The 19,918-nt window shown below is 42.9% G+C and carries 34 protein-coding genes; 25 read left to right on the forward strand and 9 right to left on the reverse strand.

The genetic code is table 11. The features are described from left to right. Window positions 1-1,292 (reverse strand): recombinase family protein (locus HP401_RS28340; RefSeq protein ID WP_173607456.1); only part of this gene is annotated, 1,292 nt, incomplete at its 3' end. A 120-nt stretch (window positions 1,293-1,412) separates the two neighbouring features. Here HP401_RS28340 and HP401_RS28345 point away from each other — a divergent pair. From HP401_RS28345 to HP401_RS28365, 5 genes are all read left to right on the forward strand, one after another. Next, entirely contained in the window at window positions 1,413-2,063 is a 651-nt protein-coding gene (locus tag HP401_RS28345) for a hypothetical protein (RefSeq protein WP_173607457.1), read from the forward strand. Beyond that, window positions 2,060-2,575 carry an accessory gene regulator ArgB-like protein gene (locus HP401_RS28350; protein ID WP_173607458.1) on the forward strand — a complete coding sequence of 172 codons (516 nt, stop codon included), beginning with the start codon at window positions 2,060-2,062 and terminating at the stop codon, window positions 2,573-2,575. The genes HP401_RS28345 and HP401_RS28350 overlap by 4 nt, the downstream gene beginning before the upstream one ends. Window positions 2,576-2,580: 5 nt before the next feature. Next, the gene (locus tag HP401_RS28355; protein WP_144619460.1) at window positions 2,581-2,727 is read left to right on the forward strand and encodes an AgrD family cyclic lactone autoinducer peptide; all 147 of its coding nucleotides are present in this window, start codon (window positions 2,581-2,583) and stop codon (window positions 2,725-2,727) included. 46 nt (window positions 2,728-2,773) lie between these two features. Beyond that, on the forward strand, window positions 2,774-3,520 hold the full coding sequence (locus HP401_RS28360; protein WP_144619461.1) for a response regulator transcription factor: 747 nt from the start codon (window positions 2,774-2,776) through the stop codon (window positions 3,518-3,520). A 280-nt stretch (window positions 3,521-3,800) separates the two neighbouring features. Then, complete coding sequence (locus HP401_RS28365; protein ID WP_173607459.1) at window positions 3,801-3,938, forward strand: hypothetical protein; 138 nt, start codon at window positions 3,801-3,803, stop codon at window positions 3,936-3,938. Between the two features lie 12 nt (window positions 3,939-3,950). On the opposite strand, the gene HP401_RS28370 is transcribed toward HP401_RS28365, so the two are convergent. Further along, the gene (locus HP401_RS28370; RefSeq protein ID WP_173607460.1) at window positions 3,951-4,340 is read right to left on the reverse strand and encodes a helix-turn-helix domain-containing protein; all 390 of its coding nucleotides are present in this window, start codon (window positions 4,338-4,340) and stop codon (window positions 3,951-3,953) included. A gap of 155 nt (window positions 4,341-4,495) precedes the next feature. On the opposite strand from HP401_RS28370, the gene HP401_RS28375 reads away from it, so the two are divergent. Then, window positions 4,496-4,732 carry a helix-turn-helix domain-containing protein gene (locus tag HP401_RS28375; RefSeq protein WP_173607461.1) on the forward strand — a complete coding sequence of 79 codons (237 nt, stop codon included), beginning with the start codon at window positions 4,496-4,498 and terminating at the stop codon, window positions 4,730-4,732. Between the two features lie 505 nt (window positions 4,733-5,237). Here HP401_RS28375 and HP401_RS28380 read toward each other — a convergent pair. Next, window positions 5,238-5,474 (reverse strand): hypothetical protein, encoded by a 237-nt coding sequence (locus HP401_RS28380; RefSeq protein ID WP_173607462.1) that lies wholly within the window; start codon window positions 5,472-5,474, stop codon window positions 5,238-5,240. 118 nt (window positions 5,475-5,592) lie between these two features. Here HP401_RS28380 and HP401_RS28385 point away from each other — a divergent pair, with 118 nt between their 5' ends. The 6 genes from HP401_RS28385 (at window position 5,593) to HP401_RS35415 (ending at window position 7,677) form a co-directional block, all read left to right on the forward strand. Beyond that, entirely contained in the window at window positions 5,593-5,790 is a 198-nt protein-coding gene (locus HP401_RS28385; protein ID WP_173607463.1) for a hypothetical protein, read from the forward strand. A 57-nt stretch (window positions 5,791-5,847) separates the two neighbouring features. Then, window positions 5,848-6,396: an XRE family transcriptional regulator gene (locus HP401_RS28390; protein WP_173607464.1), complete on the forward strand. Its 549-nt coding sequence runs from the start codon at window positions 5,848-5,850 to the stop codon at window positions 6,394-6,396. Then, entirely contained in the window at window positions 6,389-6,820 is a 432-nt protein-coding gene (locus tag HP401_RS28395) for a hypothetical protein (RefSeq protein ID WP_173607465.1), read from the forward strand. The genes HP401_RS28390 and HP401_RS28395 overlap by 8 nt, the downstream gene beginning before the upstream one ends. Window positions 6,821-6,872: 52 nt before the next feature. Further along, on the forward strand, window positions 6,873-7,112 hold the full coding sequence (locus tag HP401_RS28400; protein ID WP_173607466.1) for a hypothetical protein: 240 nt from the start codon (window positions 6,873-6,875) through the stop codon (window positions 7,110-7,112). Beyond that, window positions 7,096-7,317: a hypothetical protein gene (locus HP401_RS28405; protein ID WP_173607467.1), complete on the forward strand. Its 222-nt coding sequence runs from the start codon at window positions 7,096-7,098 to the stop codon at window positions 7,315-7,317. Before HP401_RS28400 ends, HP401_RS28405 begins: the two co-directional genes overlap by 17 nt. Before the next feature lie 198 nt (window positions 7,318-7,515). Then, window positions 7,516-7,677, forward strand: a complete 162-nt coding sequence (locus HP401_RS35415; RefSeq protein ID WP_173607468.1) for a BC1881 family protein — start codon at window positions 7,516-7,518, stop codon at window positions 7,675-7,677. On the opposite strand, the gene HP401_RS28415 is transcribed toward HP401_RS35415, so the two are convergent. Beyond that, the gene (locus tag HP401_RS28415; RefSeq protein ID WP_173607469.1) at window positions 7,674-7,886 is read right to left on the reverse strand and encodes a KTSC domain-containing protein; all 213 of its coding nucleotides are present in this window, start codon (window positions 7,884-7,886) and stop codon (window positions 7,674-7,676) included. The genes HP401_RS35415 and HP401_RS28415 overlap by 4 nt on opposite strands. A gap of 216 nt (window positions 7,887-8,102) precedes the next feature. Here HP401_RS28415 and HP401_RS28420 point away from each other — a divergent pair, with 216 nt between their 5' ends. The 8 genes from HP401_RS28420 (at window position 8,103) to HP401_RS28455 (ending at window position 14,014) form a co-directional block, all read left to right on the forward strand. Continuing rightward, window positions 8,103-9,002: a YqaJ viral recombinase family nuclease gene (locus HP401_RS28420; RefSeq protein ID WP_173607470.1), complete on the forward strand. Its 900-nt coding sequence runs from the start codon at window positions 8,103-8,105 to the stop codon at window positions 9,000-9,002. A gap of 12 nt (window positions 9,003-9,014) precedes the next feature. Next, the gene (locus HP401_RS28425) at window positions 9,015-9,860 is read left to right on the forward strand and encodes a recombinase RecT (protein WP_217366261.1); all 846 of its coding nucleotides are present in this window, start codon (window positions 9,015-9,017) and stop codon (window positions 9,858-9,860) included. A 227-nt stretch (window positions 9,861-10,087) separates the two neighbouring features. After that, window positions 10,088-11,086 (forward strand): hypothetical protein, encoded by a 999-nt coding sequence (locus HP401_RS28430; protein ID WP_173607471.1) that lies wholly within the window; start codon window positions 10,088-10,090, stop codon window positions 11,084-11,086. Then, window positions 11,083-12,468 carry a replicative DNA helicase gene (locus HP401_RS28435; RefSeq protein ID WP_173607472.1) on the forward strand — a complete coding sequence of 462 codons (1,386 nt, stop codon included), beginning with the start codon at window positions 11,083-11,085 and terminating at the stop codon, window positions 12,466-12,468. Before HP401_RS28430 ends, HP401_RS28435 begins: the two co-directional genes overlap by 4 nt. A gap of 18 nt (window positions 12,469-12,486) precedes the next feature. Beyond that, the gene (locus tag HP401_RS28440) at window positions 12,487-12,645 is read left to right on the forward strand and encodes a DUF6906 family protein (protein ID WP_173607473.1); all 159 of its coding nucleotides are present in this window, start codon (window positions 12,487-12,489) and stop codon (window positions 12,643-12,645) included. Between the two features lies 1 nt (window position 12,646). Beyond that, window positions 12,647-13,102, forward strand: a complete 456-nt coding sequence (locus HP401_RS28445; RefSeq protein WP_254457216.1) for a DUF1064 domain-containing protein — start codon at window positions 12,647-12,649, stop codon at window positions 13,100-13,102. Between the two features lie 20 nt (window positions 13,103-13,122). Beyond that, window positions 13,123-13,827: a hypothetical protein gene (locus HP401_RS28450; RefSeq protein ID WP_173607474.1), complete on the forward strand. Its 705-nt coding sequence runs from the start codon at window positions 13,123-13,125 to the stop codon at window positions 13,825-13,827. A 34-nt stretch (window positions 13,828-13,861) separates the two neighbouring features. Then, window positions 13,862-14,014, forward strand: coding sequence for a hypothetical protein (locus HP401_RS28455; protein ID WP_173607475.1), 153 nt, complete (start codon window positions 13,862-13,864; stop codon window positions 14,012-14,014). Between the two features lie 2 nt (window positions 14,015-14,016). Here HP401_RS28455 and HP401_RS28460 read toward each other — a convergent pair whose 3' ends face one another. Both HP401_RS28460 and HP401_RS28465 read right to left on the reverse strand, forming a co-directional pair. Beyond that, the gene (locus tag HP401_RS28460; RefSeq protein WP_173607476.1) at window positions 14,017-14,235 is read right to left on the reverse strand and encodes a hypothetical protein; all 219 of its coding nucleotides are present in this window, start codon (window positions 14,233-14,235) and stop codon (window positions 14,017-14,019) included. 136 nt (window positions 14,236-14,371) lie between these two features. Next, window positions 14,372-14,902: a hypothetical protein gene (locus tag HP401_RS28465; RefSeq protein WP_144612369.1), complete on the reverse strand. Its 531-nt coding sequence runs from the start codon at window positions 14,900-14,902 to the stop codon at window positions 14,372-14,374. Window positions 14,903-15,038: 136 nt separating this feature from the next. Here HP401_RS28465 and HP401_RS28470 point away from each other — a divergent pair, with 136 nt between their 5' ends. Together HP401_RS28470 and HP401_RS28480 are read left to right on the forward strand one after the other, a co-directional pair. After that, window positions 15,039-16,385: a DNA-methyltransferase gene (locus tag HP401_RS28470; protein ID WP_309145169.1), complete on the forward strand. Its 1,347-nt coding sequence runs from the start codon at window positions 15,039-15,041 to the stop codon at window positions 16,383-16,385. Between the two features lie 34 nt (window positions 16,386-16,419). Then, entirely contained in the window at window positions 16,420-16,881 is a 462-nt protein-coding gene (locus HP401_RS28480) for a hypothetical protein (RefSeq protein WP_173607477.1), read from the forward strand. A gap of 23 nt (window positions 16,882-16,904) precedes the next feature. Here HP401_RS28480 and HP401_RS28485 read toward each other — a convergent pair whose 3' ends face one another. Then, window positions 16,905-17,447 carry a hypothetical protein gene (locus tag HP401_RS28485; RefSeq protein WP_173607478.1) on the reverse strand — a complete coding sequence of 181 codons (543 nt, stop codon included), beginning with the start codon at window positions 17,445-17,447 and terminating at the stop codon, window positions 16,905-16,907. A gap of 33 nt (window positions 17,448-17,480) precedes the next feature. On the opposite strand from HP401_RS28485, the gene HP401_RS28490 reads away from it, so the two are divergent. Beyond that, window positions 17,481-17,627 (forward strand): hypothetical protein, encoded by a 147-nt coding sequence (locus HP401_RS28490; RefSeq protein WP_173607479.1) that lies wholly within the window; start codon window positions 17,481-17,483, stop codon window positions 17,625-17,627. A 15-nt stretch (window positions 17,628-17,642) separates the two neighbouring features. Here HP401_RS28490 and HP401_RS28495 read toward each other — a convergent pair whose 3' ends face one another. Next, window positions 17,643-18,191: a hypothetical protein gene (locus tag HP401_RS28495; RefSeq protein WP_173607480.1), complete on the reverse strand. Its 549-nt coding sequence runs from the start codon at window positions 18,189-18,191 to the stop codon at window positions 17,643-17,645. Window positions 18,192-18,255: 64 nt separating this feature from the next. Between HP401_RS28495 and HP401_RS28500 the strand changes: the two genes are divergently transcribed. Next, complete coding sequence (locus tag HP401_RS28500; protein WP_173607481.1) at window positions 18,256-18,582, forward strand: hypothetical protein; 327 nt, start codon at window positions 18,256-18,258, stop codon at window positions 18,580-18,582. A gap of 105 nt (window positions 18,583-18,687) precedes the next feature. Here the strand turns inward: HP401_RS28500 and HP401_RS28505 are convergent, their stop codons facing one another. Further along, window positions 18,688-19,272: a hypothetical protein gene (locus HP401_RS28505; protein WP_173607482.1), complete on the reverse strand. Its 585-nt coding sequence runs from the start codon at window positions 19,270-19,272 to the stop codon at window positions 18,688-18,690. A 367-nt stretch (window positions 19,273-19,639) separates the two neighbouring features. Here HP401_RS28505 and HP401_RS28510 point away from each other — a divergent pair. After that, the coding region (locus HP401_RS28510) for an ArpU family phage packaging/lysis transcriptional regulator (protein ID WP_173607483.1) at window positions 19,640-19,918 on the forward strand (279 nt) is incomplete at its 3' end.

A 19,918-nucleotide genomic window follows, 5' to 3' on the forward strand; every position in this document is an offset into this window, starting at 1 on the left:
CTTTCCTTTATGCTCTTTGCAAATGTCATAACATCTTTTTTTGACAACTTAGGTATCGTTTTATCCATAGATGATTCTGACATGAGTTGAGCCCTGATAGTCTCTTCGCGTTCATTTTCTTCATGCATGCGGAGTTTGAGGTCATCTAGGCTAATTACATCATTAGCAAAAGCCATCTGCCATTTCTTTTTCCGCTTTTGTATTTCACTCAATTCACGCTCTAATTGTACGTGATCAGGAACAGTAAAGGTAACATGATGATCGTTTGCGACTTCGATTTCTCTTTGCCATGAACCATCTATAATGAAATCCATTTGTTCAAGCATGAGCTTTTCGACAGTGTCTTCAGCGATTATGGGTATTTCGCATATTCCTTGAGCAAATCGACCACTACATCTGTAATAACGGTAATTTTTAAGCTTTTGCTTTTTCTCCCCACCTTGGAGCGGACTTCCGCATCGGGCGCATTTTAAAATGCCAGTAAACGGAAAGCAAACATTAGTCTTCTCTCGGGATATCAACCGTTTCTTAGAAAGAATAGCTGCTGCTTCGAAATCTTCTTCTGAAACAAGGGCTTCATGATCACCATCTATCAAGTTATCCATCCATCTCTTTTTTCCTATATAAACCGGATTGTATAGGATGTATCTTACTGTGAACCCAGCCCAGAGCGCACCATTTCCAGTTCTGAGGCCTTCTTTATTAAAAATCTTACTTATCTCCCGCTGTCCTTTTGTTTTATACAAATCAAAGATGCGTTTGACTATTGCGGCTTCTGGTTCGTAAACAACTAGCTTTCCATCCTCCAAACGATACCCATAAGGAGGTTCTCCGCCATTCCATCCTCCTTTGCGAAAGTTTTTCTCCATACCCATCGTCACACGTTCCCCAAGATTTTCACGTTCCCATTGTGCGATAGCAGCAACTAATGTAATGAAGAATCGGCCCATAGCAGATGTAGTATCGTAAACCTCTGTCGCAGATTTAAACATTACGTCATGCTTGTCTAGGTGTTCCATGACATTATATAGGTCAATTACATTGCGAACTAAACGGTCTAATCTGTAAATCAGGAGCACATCAAACTTTTTCTTTTCACAGTCTTTTAATAGTCGCTGTATTGCAGGTCTATTTAAATCTTTGGCACTGTATCCGTCATCAATGTAAATCTCGGCTACTTCCCAACCTTGCGATCGAACAAAATCAAGAAGACGATCCTGTTGAGCTCCAATAGAGTGGCCTTCCTTTGCCTGCTCTTCTGTAGAGACTCGAATATATAGGGCTACTCTCACAACACTCTCTCCTTTTGATACAGAAGTGCTGAACTAATTGTTAATTATACCAAAATTTGATATTATCCTGTCGCTCCTTTCGCTATAATTCAAGTAGCAAAAGGAGGACTTTAGATATACATGGAGATCATTTTGTTGGTCGTAGGCTCAGTTTTGGAATACCTAGTAATATTTGCACTTGTTTTTTCTATCTTTAAATTTGGATTCCGAGAGTTTTGGCCAGAAGTAATAATATCGTGTTTGATGCTCACGTTTGTAGCATACTCGTTGAAGTACGGTTTTCATTTAGCTGAATACTCCTCTTTTATTCAATTGGGTCTTTTTACACTCTTGTTGTGGGGTGTGTTCAAATTCAACGTAATGTATGCCATCTTGATGAGCGCAACATTTGTAATTTATGGCTTTTGGCAAGTTTTCGTTGTCCTGAACGTCCTGGAGTGGTTGAATGTTTTGACCCTCGATGAAGTATTGAGCGGGGGGAGAGCACATTACATATTACAGGGGTCAACAATCGTCTCTGCGTTTGTACTAGCAAAGCTCATAGATTTGAACTTTGCAGGCTTTGATGTTCCGCATGGTAGAAACGTGATCTTTAAAAAGAGAAATAATTATTTTCTACTTGGATTGGTCGTAAGTCTGTTGTTCCTATTTAGCATGGGATATTATCTAATGCTAACAAAGGCGGACAGTATCGATATTTTAGTTATGCTTGCACTATCACTAATCATAATGATGGTCTTAGGTTACTTGATTGCGAGGCGAAATCGTTGATAGAATCCATCGCATTTAAAATTGCTTCCAGCATGAAACGGATAAATCCTGATTTGCCTCAATCTGTAGCGAAGCTGGAGTATGCCTTAATTATTCTTTTGAATGGGAGTACTGTGGTTCTGTGCTCACTGGCTATTGGATTCGTACTTGGGTCATTGGAAGAGACAGCGCTCTTCTTGGTAGCATTTGCAAGCCTTAGACAGGTTTCTGGGGGCTATCATTTATCGACAGCTCTCGGTTGTGCAATTGTCTCTATTGGAATGGCGGTCATTGTACCTTTTATACCGGTAACTCAAAACGTAGGCTTGATTTTGAACTGTGTAAGCTTGGTGCTGGTAACATTATTCTCACCTTCAAACATCGAGAATCAATCACGTCTCCCAGCCCGGTGTTATCCTTTGTTGAAAATAATATCTATCACTATTGTGATCGCTACCGCGCTGATCGCATTGCCGATTATAACAAAAGCTGTATTTTTACAATCACTTTCCCTCATCAGGATAAGGAGGTGATACTGATGTATAAAGTGATGACTAAACTTACAAAAGCAGCTACATTTAGCTTTGCTGGTTTCTTATCAATTGTTGCAATGACAACGGTAAACTTGGCTTCACCGTGGTTAACGAACAGCCCAAAAGTTCCAGACGAGCTACTCAAGAAATAAAGGGCGCTGCATGCGCCTTTTTTTTCGCAGGAGGCATGACAAGTAAATGAACGGTTTGCACATCCTTGTACTAGAAGATAACTTAGGCCACCGAGTTTTGCTTGAGACAAAGCTTCTAGCACTTCAACAAGTAAAAAAAGTAATTCTCGCTACGAATATTGAAGAGGCATTTCAAATCATACAGAGTGACTTTATCAACGCGATTATAACCGACCATAGATTGGAGAATGAAACCACTGGCTTAGACTTTTTGCGATTGATTAGGGAAAGCGGACACCGTATCCCGAGCGTTATTCTTAGTGGTGTAGAGCACGAGGTCAACGAAAAAGAAGCACAAAAGTATGGGTGTATTGCAGTATTAGGAAAAGTGTTTGTTTATGACGATACGAATACACTAATTGAAGCAATAGAAAAATTAGCGGATCGCGCTATATATCGATCATTTGAAATTCTTGGCGGTTCGTATGTACCTATAACGACTGATGGAACGATCATAATGGTACCAGTTAAAGAAGTCATCTATATAGGAACAAAGTACGGTGGAACGCGAATCTATACGGAATCAGAATGGTATTCAACTGACACGAATATAAAAAAGTATCAAAACTATTTATATGATTCATGGTTTCGTAGATTTGCTCGAGGAAATGTAATCAACTTGTCCAAAGTGGAATCTTTTGACGGCAAGTTTATATATATGAAGGCAAACATTCATGATTTTACAAAGTTTAAAGTGGTTGAAAAGGATTTTGTGGATGGATGGAAACGGTTTTTATCAATTAAAAATTTGTAAATAACATAGTTTCGACAGTGTTCTTCAATATTCGTCTCTATCAGGCAGCATTGTCTAAAATAATGCAGGAGTTAAGCATTTATTCATGTGGGAAATTCGACAAGTTTCGTATCTACGAAAAATAACAATGAAATTTGTCATGGTAATATAGTCGCAGATGTCCGAAATATTGGAATCTGTGACATTTTTTCTTTTATGCTGATTTCGCATTAATCTATGCCGGAGTTATGGAATTAAAACTGGCTCTATGAACAATGCTCTAGTGTGGGAGGGTGTTTCCATGAAAAAAAGAGAGAAATCGAAAAAGCATCCAGAGTGGACAAAAGAGGAAATTCTATTACTAAAGTTAATTCTTACGAATGAATCTGAGTTATGCCAACTACATAAAGCAAAATTAAAAGCCATCCTATCTCAGTGAGGGGATGGCATGTTATTTGTCTATCTCTTTTCCAAAAGCAGCGAGTAATTCTTTAACGAGGCGCTTTTTATCTGCTGGCAGTTCTTTAATCAGCTTAATCATTTCCTTATCCTCAGTTGACAATTCAGAATCATTCAGGAGGTCTATAAGATAACTGGTTTGTTCTTCTTGGATTTTTGCATTTTCAGAAGGAAAGGGATTGTCTGTGTGTCCAGTGAGCCAATCAATGGAGGTTCCGTACAATTCAGCTAACACCTTAAGCGTTTCAACATCTGGTTCTGATCCACCCGACTCATATCTACTTAAAGTTTTATTATTAATGCCGGTTTTCTCATAAACCTGAACTTGTAATAATTGTTTTCTTAGCCTTGCTGTTCGTAAACGATTTCCTAAAAAAGACATGGATTTTCCCACCCTTCGAGAAAAGAATAGCATCTTTCCTGTAATTAGAGAAATATTTCTCGGAAAATGTGATTAAAATAGTTGACTTCTCATAAAATGAGATTTATTATTTAAGCATAAGTTCTCATAAAATGAGAATTCGGAGGGGTGATGATATGAGAATATGCGATAAGGTCAGAAACTACATTCTCTCAAAGGGACTAAAATTAAATTATGTTGCAGATAAGACTGGTATGAAGCGTGGGAAATTTTACAGGATTATCAGCGGTGCATCACAAATGACAATTGACGAATTTGAACTGGTTTGCCGTTTGGGACTATCTGTTAATCCCACAATTTTTTTTGAAGATAATTTCTCGGAAATTGAGAAATCGAATCAAAAGCCAGCATAAAGGAGGCGGTGATGATTGAGTAAGAACGATCGGATGGTACCAAGCCCTCAAGCCACAAAGAAGTTGGTCTGTGAAGTGCTTCCAAAAATCTTGATGGACCTCCAGCGGAAAGGCAAGTATCCCTTTCCAACAGATAAGCCCAACGCAAAGATAGGTTGAGCTACAAACGAATCATTTACCACACAACTGCATAGAGCGCCGAAGAGCGGGAGCGAGCGACGATATGAGCCGCGCCATAATACATACCACCATTTCGCCGGGTAAGGGTGAAACAAGGTCAGGTGGAGGTCACTGCCATGACTCGACGCTGCATGCAGTTGTGTGATGAAAGTGAGGTGAAAAGGGATGACCGACAAAAGGCCAGCCATCCGAAATATTCGTGATCTGCTTTACGTTTCAAACAATACCCATGAAATTGCTTCAAGAATAATTGGTCTCGCTGTTCAACATAATTGTTCTCTGAGTGAGTTTCAAAGTGCAATCAGTTTCATTCACTCACAACTTACTACTCAACAATCCGTAGACCCCAAACACCACGGAACATGTTGCGATCTCCGATAACGGTACTGTTTTCTTGGGCAGCGAGATAGTTCTCCGCAACTCCCTTGTATGAAGAAAGTAACTTTTCAGGGATTTCCTCTTGGCAATTAAAGCATTGTAACGATGTTCTTTCGATAATGTTGGTGAAAGTAATTGGAAGCACCTCACTACATTTAGCACAACTAATCTCAAATTTAGCCATGATTTCCCTCCTTTCTGTGAAATGTCAGAGAACGCCACTCGCCAAAGTACACGTTCTTCCGACAGAGAAATTCGACAGAATGGGTGGAAAGTCCTACCAATTACTGGAGGTGTTCGAAATGGACAAACTCGATATTCTGGTCAAACGAATCGGCTGGTACACCAAGAAAGTCAATCAATCTGCAAACTGGTCGCGTGAGAAAAGAGAGCGTCGGCTTCCAAAACTTCTGGTTTACAAAGAAAGGCTTCATGAACTGATACGAAAAAGAAAAATGCCCTCGGCTCATATGGATGCCGAGGGAGAGTCTGGAATGTGAGCTTAGATACATTGTACATCGAAAACAGAATAACGCTGGTAAGGATGGTGCGAACACATGAGCGACTTTGGTAGACAGTTAGGTCAGTCACTTCAAGAGGCTGGCATGACACAGTTAGCTTTCGGTTTTGAAGCTAATGTAAGCCGGGAGGCAGTTTCTTCATACACCACGGGGAGAATTATGACGCCGCCCGATGTTAAGTCGAAAGCTGTACAAGTAACAAACAATCCGTTCTTAGCAATGGCTGCTGCTTACGAATCGACATCAGGTACAAGCCCGATCCTTTTGGACGGCGACAATGTGGAACTAAATAGGCATACAGTGGTCGCTAAAACGGTTGAGGAAGTCGAAGAGCTACTACTAGCCATAAGGCGGGCCCAACCCATCCTTCTAAAACCGCCTTCCACATGGAGTACATCAGAAAAGCATCAGATTGAACACTTGGTCCAAGAGACATTGGACGTGGTTACATCCACAACACACATGGCGGCAGTGATCACGAAAGAATCAAAGTTAGGCTGGATAGCCCAATGGACGAAGCACAAAGCAAAACTTTTGAGCAGAGGTTTTATAAAGGTGATGAAAGGGGCAGGACGTCATGAGTAATCAGTACATGGTATTTGATCAAGACCAGTTGCTCATTGTGATCGGCGCGTTAGTCGAAGAGAAGGTCAGGGTCCAGCAAGAGGGGAATGGCTGGCAAGCAAAACGGCTTATCATCACGGCAAATGTTCTTATCGAAATGTGTGGTGGGAAGCCCGGTTACTTAGATGAGGAACAGCTGGAGCAAGCTGCCGGAGCATTGGAAAAAGTGGTCGAAAGTCAGAGGGGATTGGCAAACAACAAAGCATCACAGGCTCTATGGCTAGCTGCTCGACTACGAGAGGTAAAGGCAAAGCGGGAGAGGCGATTTCTTAAAGCACCGTATGTAATGGTGAAGGGCAAGAGGAAAGCGGTTTTATTAAAAGCGAGAGAAGTCGCAGCATTCCTAAAATACGAAAAAACCGCCTGCAGCGAACAGACGGCTTAGAAAAACACTGTATCGGAAGAATACCACAACCACATAGAGGAGGACAAGCCCAATGAAGCCAGCACACATCCGTATTCAGGAATTGCAAAAAGAAGTAGCGAATTTGGCTGAGCTGCGTGACGAAGCCAAATCAGAAATGAATAGCAATATGGACGATGCATTGCACTACCGAAAAAAAGCATCGGAAGCAGAAAAACGCATGTATGCTCGTCAAGATGAAATTGACGCACGTCTTGCAGAAATAACCGAGCTGGAGGAACAGGAGGCGTTGGTGCATGCAGCAACTGCTTGATTTTCCAGAGTACGTCGAACGGACTGAGCCTAACAGACAGCGGCAAATGGAACCCTTAGCGTTTGATGTTGATGACAGCGGGCTTGAATGGATGGTGCGGGATGTTATCGAAGAATTGGAGCTTCTTGTTGGGGGGAAAGCATCGATGAATCACGAGGATTTCGTAGAGGGGATAAGGGAACAGGCAAGACGCTTGATAAAGTAACGCGGGCTTCGGCCCTGCGTGGAAAATTCGGTCGACATTTTAAAATCTGAGGGTCGCACGTGAACTGAGTTTTCCACGGAGGTTCGAACCTCCAAGTAATACATAGCGAGGTCAAGACGTGGCGTAGGCAAGGAACTACAACGGCTGCCGTAGAGGGTGTGGCAGTGGTTGCCTCGTGAAGAGAAAGGAGGTGGAGTAGTGGTAGAGGTCAGTACAAAAAAACTAGTGGAGGAACTGATGAATAGACAAGGCGTATCGGTTCTGGAAGTCCCCCCACACCAGAATTACCAGTTTTCAATCAATGGAGATAAAAAAGTGGAGAAAACTGGACCTACTATTGTCTTGATCATTGAAGATTAGGCTACACGGCGATATTGATACACATCTTTGATGTAAGCAGCATGATAGCTTCCATGTGAAGAAGCATTCATGAGACCAAGATATATACTCTGCGGTACACCGTAGTAATGGTACTCAGTATTGCCCTTAAAGCGAATTCCGAGTAATTGAGTTGAAGGGTCATAAGCTACTGCTCTCAAGTTACTTGAATTTACTGGTTGATAGTGCATAGGTTTCACCTCCTCGAATCTCAAATGATCGGAGTCAGGTAATAATACCCATTTTCCGACAATTATCTACATTCGAGAAGAATTAGGGAAACCCTTTAAGTTGGTAGGTGAAAGACAAAAGATCCCGCGGCAACGGGATCATAGGACTAAAAGCACGATTGGGAATCAAGTTAATCGTAGCTTATCAAGTGATTTAACACAAGAGGGAGTGGTTCTGTGGGAGCTTTGAAACTGGTCTCCACGGAAAACATGCCGTATCAAGAATGGCTCCAGTTGAGAAAGAAAGGCTTGGGCGGATCAGACGCTGGTTCTGTCTCTGGTTTTAGCAAGTATCGTTCTCCAATTTCCGTTTGGCTCGAAAAGACGGGTAAGGTTGAGCCCTCACAAGAGGAATCACAAGCAGCTCGGTTTGGGCGAAAGTTAGAGCCAGTTGTTGCAGATGAATTTGCTGAACGAACTGGATTAAAAATCGAGCCAATTCATGAAATGCTCCAACATCGAGAGTATCCATTCATGCTGGCTAACCTCGATAGATTGATCTACGAGGACGGGAAACAAGGAGTCTTAGAGTGCAAGACTGCTGACAAATACTTTGCTTCTGAATGGGACGACGAAAAGATTCCCGACCATTATTACTTGCAGGTTCAACATTACCTCGCTGTGACTGGCCTACAGTTCGCATATATCGCTGTTCTGATCGGCGGCAATGATTTCCGACACAAGCGTGTTGATCGGAATGACGAGGTAATTTCCCATCTAATCAAAATCGAGTCTGATTTTTGGCGACTGGTTGAAGAGGATATTCCACCAGCCATGGACGGGGCTGAGACAACAGCAGAGATGATCAAGCAACTTTACCCAGAGTCTAACGGGCAAGAAATCATCCTCCCCAACGAGGCAATGGAATGGCTTGAGCAGTATCACGAAGCAGCTGCAAGGATCAAGGAATATGAATTTCTGAAAACCGAAGCTCAGAACAAAATCATGTACGCCATGAAAGATTACGCCATTGGTTGGATTGGTGAAAAAAAAGTTACGCGGTCAGTGATAGCTGAGAAACAAATGAACTTTGTGAAAAAGGCACATACACGGCTTTACCTACCAAAATCATCATAGGAGGTCGAATGGATGGGAAACCCGCAAGATATGGCTGGGAAGCTTGCCAATCGAGCCCAGCAAGGTGTTCAAGCAAACGATCCAGCAAAGTCAATCGCTGGCCTATTAAAAAGAATGGAGCCAGAGATAGCTAAGGCGCTTCCGAAGCATCTTACCCCGGATAGATTGGGGAGGATCGCTATTACAGCAATTCGTCAAAATCCAAAGCTGCTCAATTGCAATCAAATGAGCCTATTAGCTGGGGTTATGCAATCCGCCCAATTGGGATTAGAGCCAAATACACCACTTGGCGAGGCATATCTTATCCCGTATGGGACAGAAGCGCAATTCCAAGTGGGATACAAAGGACTAATATCCCTGGCGCACCGTACTGGTGAGTACCGAGCGATATACGCCCATGAAGTTTATAAAAACGACGAGTTTAGTTATTCATACGGTCTTGATAAAACGATGAATCACAAGCCTGCGGATCAGCCAGAAGGGGAGCCCACACATTTTTATGCAGTTTATAAGTTGAAAAATGGTGGATTTGACTTCGTTGTTTGGTCAACGAAAAGAATTGAAGCCCATGCAAAGAAATACTCGCAAGCATATCAGAAAGGCTGGACTACCCCTTGGAAGACTGATTTCCCGGCAATGGCTAAGAAAACCGTGTTGAAAGAGGTATTAAAATACGCTCCAAAATCTGCGGAAATGGCAAAAGCCTTGGTTATGGATGAAACGGTCAAGCATGAGATAGCAGAAGATATGTCAACTGTCGCTTGGATCGATGCGGAAGCATACGCGGTTGAGGAAGTGCCAGAGCACCAAGATGCAGATAACCAGCAGTCGGGGTCAGATACAAACAATGAAAATTAAGCAGACTTATTTTCCCAAGGTTAGATCGGTGTGATGAGTCCAAATGAAAGGTCAAGAATATGATCTGCGGTTCATGCGCTGGAAGGTCTCAAAAACCTTTCAACGCGACGGTGAAGATTGGGCGTTATTGAAAGGGAAGGGCAGACGAAAGCTCCACATTTGGGAAGTGCCCTTTTCCTTTCTGGAGATTGTAAGTCATCGCAGAGTGTCATGAGAGGGGGCAGGGGATGGGCATAGCAGAATATGGGACAACGGGGTTTTACGTCCTTCCCCGTTTAACCTTTCGGTGCAAAAGGGACAAATGGATCTTCCAAGAGATTATGAGCGAAGCAAATTTCAAGGACAACGAAAAGTGTAAACGTGGACAAGTTGTATTCATCATGAAGGACTACGCCAAAGAGACAAACTGGTCCGAGGATCAAATCAAATACTCTCTTAATCAACTAAAAGCAATGGGATTGATCCAGTGGCAACTTTACCGAGGGAACACCAAAAACGGATTGCTGATCACCGTCAACCACTATGATGCATTTCAAAATCTCGGTAGCTATAGCCGTCAAAAAGGGTCAGATTTTCCCGAAGAGAATCCCGAAGACATTCCACCTGAAATCCCGAAGAATGAGGGTGACGAAAACCTTAATGTATCAAGCGTTGAAGGGGGTTCTGATGAACTGCTTTCCCGAAGAGATTCGGAAGAGAATCCCGAAGAGATTCCCGAAGTATATAAGAACAGCAATAAAGAACAGCATGTAAAACGTAAAAAAGATTCTTGTCCCAAACGCACTAAGCGCGTTTATGACGAGTCAACAGACGCCTTTATTTTGGCAAGGTATCTCCGCGACCGTATCCTTCGATGGAAACCTGACGCTAAGGTTCCAGAAGCCACACCAGTTGCACTCGCTTCATGGGCAAATGATATGCGAAAGATGATCGAGTTGGACAAGCGTAGCAAATATGACATACAGCTAGTCATCCAGTGGGCAACAGATGATTCCTTTTGGCAAGTCAATATCCTGTCAGCAGGTACATTGCGAAAACAATACGACAAACTGGATGGAAATATGCGCAGGAAAGTGGTTCCCATGCCCCAGGCACGTGTGGATCAACCATCAACAAATGGTCCAATGGGCCATAGTTCAGACCAAACACACGCTGGATTTGAAAGGCGTGCTGCAAATGACTTGGCCTTTCAAGAAATGCTTTTTGGGAAAGGAGAAAGTACATGATTGAGCGTCTACAGAACCTGCCAGCAGAAAAGGCAACGCTAGGCAGCATAATCATGGAGCCAATGATCCTCGACGAAATTGAATTGATCTTGTCTCCAGAAGATTTTTCACACTCAGGACACCAAGATATATACAAATCTTTGCTCAGCATTCGAGACAGAGGTGAAAAGATAGACCTCGTAGCACTAACCACCGAATTGAGTAATAAAAAACATCTAGATGCGATTGGTGGCGTACCGTACTTGACGAGTCTCGGTAGTGTCGTTGCCTCAGCTGCAGCAGTAGACCACCACGCTGAATTGGTCAAGGAAGCAGCAACGACAAGGAAAGTATTCCGATATGCGGAGTCACTTCGCTCCAGAGTATTGAACGGGGATTATGAATCTGCCGAAGAGCTGCTGAACTTGGCAGAAGAGAGGGTCGCTGAAATTCGACCAAGTAAACGTGGGGGATTGCAAGCGGTAAAGGATTTTATCCTCGATCACATTTCCGTAATCGAAAACACTCGAACAGAGAGTGGTTCCCTTCTTGGAAAGTCGTGGGGCATAGCCAAAGCAGACATGCTTACCAGTGGAGCGTGCGGCGGGCAATTGATCATCCTGGGTGCTAGACCATCCGTTGGGAAAACAGCGTTCGCATTGAAGATGGCACGGACGACTGGTATTCAGCCGGACAGCGATCCGGTAGCGATTTTCTCGCTAGAGATGAGAAAGGGAGATTTGTTAAACCGGATGCTCGCAGCAGAGGCAAAGATACCTCTTTTGAAAATCCGCCACAACAAGATGAGCGAGGGCGAATGGCAAGTATTCACGCAGGCAAGTGACAAGTTTTATCGCTCTAATATCTACATGGAGGATAAGGGGAGGCAAGCTTTAAACGAAATCGTTGCAGAATCTCGAGCATTAAAACGCAAGCATGGCAAGGTGGGTATGATTCTGATTGACTACCTTGGGCTTATTGGAAATAAAGGGCGAGGTCGACGTAACCGCCACCTTAACCGTGATCAAGAGATCGGGGAGTATACAGGAGCGCTGAAAGAATTAGCAAAGGAATTGGATTGCCCCGTTGTACTTCTTGCACAGTTAAACCGGGATATTGATAAAGGGATTGTAAAACGGCCGAACCTTTCAAGCCTTCGCGAAAGTGGAAATATCGAGCAAGATGCTGATGTGGTTGCTTTTCTACATAGGGATGACAGCGAAGAGTACGTAAATTTTGCAACAGGAGAACCAATCAGCAAGGTTGAGCTCATCATTGCTAAGAATCGAGACGGATCGGTTGGCACAGTGAACCTTGCCTTTAGGCGTGTCTTTCAGGAATTTATCGACTGGGATATGGCTCCAGGGCGACAGGTACAAGAATCGTTGAATACGGGTTCCTAAACCGGGAGGAGAGCAGACATGAAGCAAGGCAAACGCCCAAACAGGCGGCAAAAAAAAGACTTGGAAGCACGTAATTTAAACCCAGCAAATTGGCTGGTTGAGCGCGATAGCACGACAGAGTTGGTTTTGATCCATCGTTTCTCCGGTAATACAAAGACGATCAAGAAGGGGGCATAACATGAAGCGCAGAGCCAGAGCAGCCAAACAAGAAACAGATAAGCCAAAGCTGCCCAAATATAACAACCAGATCACCATTGTGGATGGTATCAAGTTCGATTCCAAGGCAGAGTCAGAGTATTACCTTGTACTAAAAGAAAAGCTGGCTGCTGGTGAAATCCAAGACATGCGACTGCAACCTGTTTACGTGCTTCAGGAAAAATGCCACCGGAATGGCAAGAATCTTAAAGCAATAACATACAAGGCGGATTTTGAAGTCCTTCACCTTAATGGATCGCTGGAGGTTATTGATATCAAGGGTGAAGAGACAGAAGCCTTCAAGATCAAAGCAAAAATGTTCATGTACAAGTATCCGAATCTGAAATTGACATTGCTTAAAAAGGTTCAGAAATATGGCGGTTGGATCACCATTGACGAGTGGAAAGCAAAAAAACGTGAAGAGAAAAAAGCCATATAAACCAAGGGAGAGTGTGGAAAATGAGCAAACACGCACAATTTACGGCAATAGTAAAGAAAATGGCATCGGATGATAAAAAGATTGTTGTGAACTTGGAAATGGTAGGGAAGCCTGATCCATACGATTTGGCGGACATTGTAGACATGGTTGGTGACAAGGTAGTTGTACGCCTTGGCAATCCACAAATGGCAATGAACTTTGACGAGGATGAAAGAGAAGAACATCGTGGTTTATCTGTCACAACTGATCGGTCTGGCGTGGTAACACAAGTTACCGAAAACAACGAGGAAGACACCAAAGATACTGGTGATAAGGAGAACGGAGGCGACGAATCCTCAGAAAAAGGGGAAGGCTCTGAAAACACCTCAAGTCAAACCGAAGATTCGGAGAATAACACACCTGATTCAGAGCAGCAAAGCCAAGAGGAAACCGATGACAACACAACTGACAGCGATCAAGAGGAAGATAAACAGGATGATGCTGTCGCTGCAATCGACAAGGATAAACTGGTGGCGTTCATCTTGAGCGGACAAGCTCCAGCGTTTGAAGAAATGGAGTATGACTTCCCTGCATTGCTTGCACGAAAACAAAATGGTGAAACGTGGATTAAGATTGCCTCGTCCATCGGCACCTCTTCCTCCAAACTTCAAACGGCTTGGTCCAAATACAAGAAACTCGTTGCTGAACATATGACAAAGAACGGTGAGGAACCGGGGGCAGCGTAAAGCTGCTCCTCTCCCCTAGAAAGGCGGAAATCATATGACAGCCGTTAAACCAGCGCCAGATCACCCTTGGAAACGCTCAACTCTAACCAAGAAAGTAAACGACCATATCAAGCAGTCCATCGTTAATCCACAGGTGAACAACTGGAAAGTAGGCGGAGCATTACCGTCTTGGAACGGGAGTAAATAAGGCTACTCAGGATAACGGCGTCCATGACTGCCAAACAGTTCGTGGACGCCCCCATAGACCCGAACAGGAAGGTCTGGGAACACGATGGCAACATTACCAGCATCGAGCTGTAGACGGTCGGAATCTTGTTCAATCACATAAGGTATCTCCATAGCATCTAAGGCCTCTTTCAAATAGCTGACTTCAGACCATTCGACCGAGTAATAAAATGACTTTTCCATTAGAACAACTCCTTCGTCTTCATTATGCCACGAGGAGACTGGAACAAAAAAGATGGGCACACAAGCTCAATTATGTTAACTCATTGTTCATTAAAGTCAACTTAAAAGAAGAATTTAATAGAATAAACATCCTTTTTCATGAAAAAGGATGTTCCAAATCAACAGTGATGCTTTTGCTTTTGTGTGCGTACCCAATCGTGTCGTACACATAGCTTACAATCTTAACCTTACCTTTTGGTTTATTTAAGATAGTTTTGATCGAGCTGATAACCGTGTCGATATCCATTCCGATGTTAATGGAATCAGAGGGATCAAGGAGTTTAGGCAAAGTCCCTGCGACTCCATGGACCATAATAAGCCAAGGTCTTCTTCTACGAATTACGTCAATTAGTGATCTTTTAACCGTGAATTTAACAGATTCAACTTTTACTGGTCTATCACCAATATTCACCACGGTAGCATTAAGTTTTAAACCTTCGTCAAATACAAGTACGACATTGCTTCTTACTAAAATTCGCGGTTTTCTACGGGTCGCTCTCAAAGTAATAAAAACTGCCCAGAAAGTTGCAATTGAACCCATTATTTGCCCAAAAGCTGCCCATTTGTCAGCATCCCAATTAGCAACCCACTCAGTGAATTCCCAAAAACTAGTAAGAATAATTTCCATGTAAATCACCCCAAGAAAGTATAAAAGGAAACAATATCCAGTGTTATTAATTCTGGCTTTGGACAGGTTTCTCCTTTTATCAACAAAATACGAGGCTTAACAAACTGCTCAGAGAGATAAGAAAGGAGGCCGTCAGGTGCAACTGGACCAGATCATACAAGGGAACACGCTTGAGGTAATGCCGAAGCTGCCAGAGAAGTTCTTCCATTGCTGCGTGACCAGTCCACCGTATTGGGGGTTGCGTGACTATGGCTTGCCTCCGACAGAATGGCCAGAAGTAACTTACACGCCAATGACTGGCGTACCAGCCATAACGGTACCAGCATGGACAGGATGCCTCGGACTGGAACCGACTCCAGAATTGTTCGTTGCTCACATGGTGCTTGTCTTCCGGAACGTTTGGCGAGTGCTACGAGATGACGGGACGCTTTGGATGAATTTTGGAGATAGCTACGCAGGCAGTATGAAGGGGCGTAACGGTAATGGTCAAGGAAATCCTGGAGGATTTCATAAACAAAGCAAAGGGCAGTCCGAGGGAAATATTGATTATAAGCAGTTTGAATATGGATCGCTCAAGCCGAAAGATTTGACTGGCATTCCATGGCGTGTGGCATTAGCGCTACAAGCAGACGGATGGTATCTAAGGATGGACAACATCTGGAACAAGCTGAATCCAATGCCTGAGAGCGTGGAAGATCGACCAACAAAAGCTCATGAATACTTCTTCCTGCTATCAAAGAGCCAGAAATATTTTTACGACGCTGAAGCAGTTAAAGAACCTGCAGTTGGAACAAACTTTGTCGCACCGGCTGGATCAACAGGTGCATTTGGACCAGAACAGTCACGAAGGAGAAAAGGTAACGCCAAAACATTTCGTGGTGGCGGGGGGTACACACAAGGTCGAAGTTTTTACAATTCGGATTCGGTTGAACGTGAGAGTAGCGGTAATGTTCCAAATGAATCGGGACTACGGAATCGTCGGAGTGTTTGGACGGTGGCCACAGAGCAAACTCCAGAAGCTCATTTTGCAACATATCCCAAAAAATTGATTGAACCGTGCATTCTCGCGGGAACAAGTTCGCGTGCTTGCGAATGTTGTGGAGCTCCTTGGAAAAGAATCGTGGAGAAGTCAACAACATTCCAAGGAGGATCAGGAAAAGCTGGTCGTACCTCTGAAGAGCTGAACGCCAGTGGGAAGTGGCAAGAAGGTCACCTGAATGGAAACGAAAATCTAAAGCGTGGACCAGTGGTAAATGCTGAAACTGTTGGTTGGAAGCCCACCTGCAGTTGTTCAAACAATACTGGTATTGGCAAATGCATAGTGCTTGATCCGTTCATGGGATCCGGAACGACGGCAGTAGTAGCCAAAAATCTCGGTCGCGCATTCATCGGAACAGAGTTGAATCCGGATTATATCAAGATTGCAGAAAAGCGAATCCAACGCGAAACAGCCCAGATGAACATTTTCGAGTTTGGCACTTAACACGATGTGTAGGGAAGAAAGGGAGGAAAGAACTGTGGACAATAACGGTTTGTACGTGAAATACGACGTGCGTAAAGTGGAGACGGGTGAATTGGTTAACAACTGCTTTGTTCTTCGTCCAGATATAGACGGGGCAGCAGTAGCAGCACTCCGTAAATATGCCGAAGTCACAACCAATGGAAAATTGAGTAACGACATCACCAATTGGCTTGATTCCATTGTTAATGAAAAAACGAAGAATTTGAAAGCTTTCGCCATTGGTCCAGATCGATATGAGGTTGTAGTGGGCTATGACAAAGAATCAGTCGTAGCGTGGTACAAGCAGACGACAAGGATTAGCGAAGAAGACTGGGCTGAATATGAGGTAAGCGACTACCCAATGGATAAATCAGTTCAGGTGGAAGCAATGAGGGGGACTCCATACGAAACCACAACCGTCCGCGAATGGGTGCATGACGTTAAATCATTTCCATGCGTGGCTTGGTGGACGGAGTAGTTTATCAAAATGGTAAATTGAGTTTAACTCTCTTCTACTATCTCGCACTGATTTTTTAACATTTCGTTGACAATCGCTTCATGGAGATCTTCATCTTCAATTAACAAAAGTGTATTAGTAACTCGGTTACAAACAAAATAACGACCATCCATCTTTACTAAAACATAATTTTCTTTTCCGGTTGTCCAAATGAGTTTGTAGTTATCTAAATCCATTTTTATCTTCACTCCTTTCGATAATATAGGAAAGAGCGAAAGAGCATGTCTGCTCTCTTCTAATCTGAATCCACACATATTACCATTTTGGAGGGCGGCAATCAGGTTGTCAATGAATAGGAAACACAACACACGTTTTATTAAGTAACGGGTGGAGAAAAAGAAAAAAGCCGCAATAGCGGCTTGTATTTTCAAAATAGGGCGATGTAGCCTTTCCACGCACCTCGGATTTTGTCCAGGAAAAATGGGAAAGGTCGCGAGATCAAAATGTTTGCTAACATAATCATCCCCCTTTACAACCCGCCTTAAGAATATTGTACCAAGTTTTATTAATTTTTCAAGTCTGATCAAAACAATCGATTTGCTAAATGAGGAGGCGTACACATGGAATTAACCAAGGAGCAGCTTGAACAGCTTCCAGACAACAGCATTGTTGTGATGGGGTGCCGAGACTGCGAGGGTCGGAAGAACATAAAAAAGAAACGGCACTTGGGTTTGCCAGTGGTGCAATTAACACATCATTACTTCTGAAAAGAAAAGATATCCTTATTGGATATCCCTTGATGAAGTGTAATTTACCCAATCCGGAGGGTTTTCGTTAGCAATCGAATGCAATTCTAATATGAATCGCTTAATAGTTTCCCTAGCTTCGTTAGCACTGTCTAATATAGTGGCGGAATATACCTCGTTTGAGCTCTTGAAAGTGTAGTGAATAATTTTATTTCTGAGCCAAGTTAGTTCCTGGTATTGCCTATCAATTGTAGCATCAGTCAGCCCATTTAATTCCCTTAGTAAATCATATTTACTTTGGATGCCATTTAATTGTCTTGGAGGACCGCCTTGGATATTGGGATCACTGATATAATTTAGGATTTTTTCGTATTCGGGATTAGAGTTAGGATCTTGGCATAGTGATTTTTTTAAAGAAGTAGCGATTAATTTTGACATTTCTGCTTCAGCAGAAGCGCAGTAGCTAATGATAGCCGATCGACAGTAACGCCATTTGTTGAAGAGCTTGTCTTGGTGTAGCACTGCTTGCTCAGTATAAAAAAGGCCATCATTAAACATTTCATCACCCATGTTTACAACTATCATCTTAAACTACCCCCTAAATAGATGCCTTTATTCTACCATATTACGGGAAATGGGAGGGAACGGAATGCAAGCAGGACGTGAGTTAGACAAGCAGGTGGCAGTAGGGCTGGGATGGGAAGTTGATGAACACATCGACATTCACCTGAAGGACGGCGCGTGGCGTGAAATACCCCACTTCTCTACTGAATGGGAAGGCATGGGCGTGCTGGTGGAGGAAGCAGCGAGACAAGGGTTTCCTTTCCAAATCGAGACGAGATTCATGGACGGCGGGCTAATTGATTATAGATGTTTGAGCATTGGAGAAGACCGCGACATTGTTCATGGCTTTGGGGATACTGCACCAAAAGCAGTATGCCGGGCGTTTCTGAAGGCGAAGGGGATCGCTGTTTAACAAAAGAGAAAGTTTGGAAAGGAGTGAGTAGTTCTGATCATAGATGACTTGAAAGGAGCACTCCTTTCGGCTGCGACGTTTGTTACTGGTTTTATTATCGGCTATTTAAGTAGATAAACCGGCGATAAAGGTCAGTACTCTTATAAATAGGTTGTACAGGAAAGTGCTTATCAGAATAAAAATAGGGATGAAAAGTAACACAAGAATTACTTTCCCTAACAATAAATCTAATCGTCTAAGTCTAGCTGTTAACCTACGAATAGAGAATGCATGCATATGATTGAATATACCAATTCTTCTCGGGTACCCAAGAATTGATAATAGCTGAAAGTATCTTTTTTCAATAGACCAGCTAACAAAATCAATCAAGAAAGCATAATTATCCTTAGATTCCATCCGATTGACTAAAGAATTTAGTTCAAGTCTTAATATTTCAGGAACCAAGTGTTTGTTTTTATTAGCGATTTGATTGATGAGCTTAACGGCAATTAAAAGTTCTCTCTCGTCTTCATTGTCGCTATACAGATATGGCTCAATTATTTTATACATTGGAAGATACGCTTTATCGAATTGCTCCTGAGCTGCATTGATGTTACGTGAATGTCTAGATAAATAACGGCCTGTCATAAAAGCAATGATGCCGGGGATGACAATTTTAGCTATTTCAGTTAGTGGCAATTGTTCAAGCAAGGAATTCACGACCCCTACAATATTTGGTAAGAATACAGCATTATTCTAGCAGAAAATCGCGCTTAGGGGTCAGTATTAAGAATAGAAATGTCCAGTTTTAACTTAATATTTCTTGTGTTTAATCAAGCAACAAAAAAACCACATTCCTCTCAGAAGTGGCTTACCTACTTTTCAAATACCACAGTATTCCTAGGACAATGAAAACAAGAGTAATCCCTAAAACGAAATATGGCTTGTACTCTGGAGGAATGAAAGTAATCTCAGGCATTGGATACCTCCTAAAAAGAGAGCCCCCAATCGGGAGCCGGATAATTTTTCCTTAGACAAGAAAATTATATCACGGGCTACCGCGAGGGGGAATCTGGAAATGAGCGCACAGGTACAAGAACAACTGTCATTTCTGCAACCAGTGAATGAGTCAGAAGTCAGAAAGGCTGTTGTGAAAGAACTGAAAGAGTATAAAGCTCTCCGTGTTGCTGTACAGAATAGGCAGGAACTAAGAGAGAAGGGCATAGGTCAACTGTTCCCAAGGCTACAGCCAACAGAGACAATAACCGAGCTGAAGGCCAAACAGATTGATCGAGCATTGCAATACTCGCTAGACGAGATCGAGCGTCGGATTGTTGAAGAGAAGTATCTCAGCACG

It is taken from the genome of Brevibacillus sp. HB2.2 (assembly GCF_013284275.1).
Taxonomy (GTDB): Bacteria; Bacillota; Bacilli; order Brevibacillales; family Brevibacillaceae; genus Brevibacillus; species Brevibacillus brevis_D.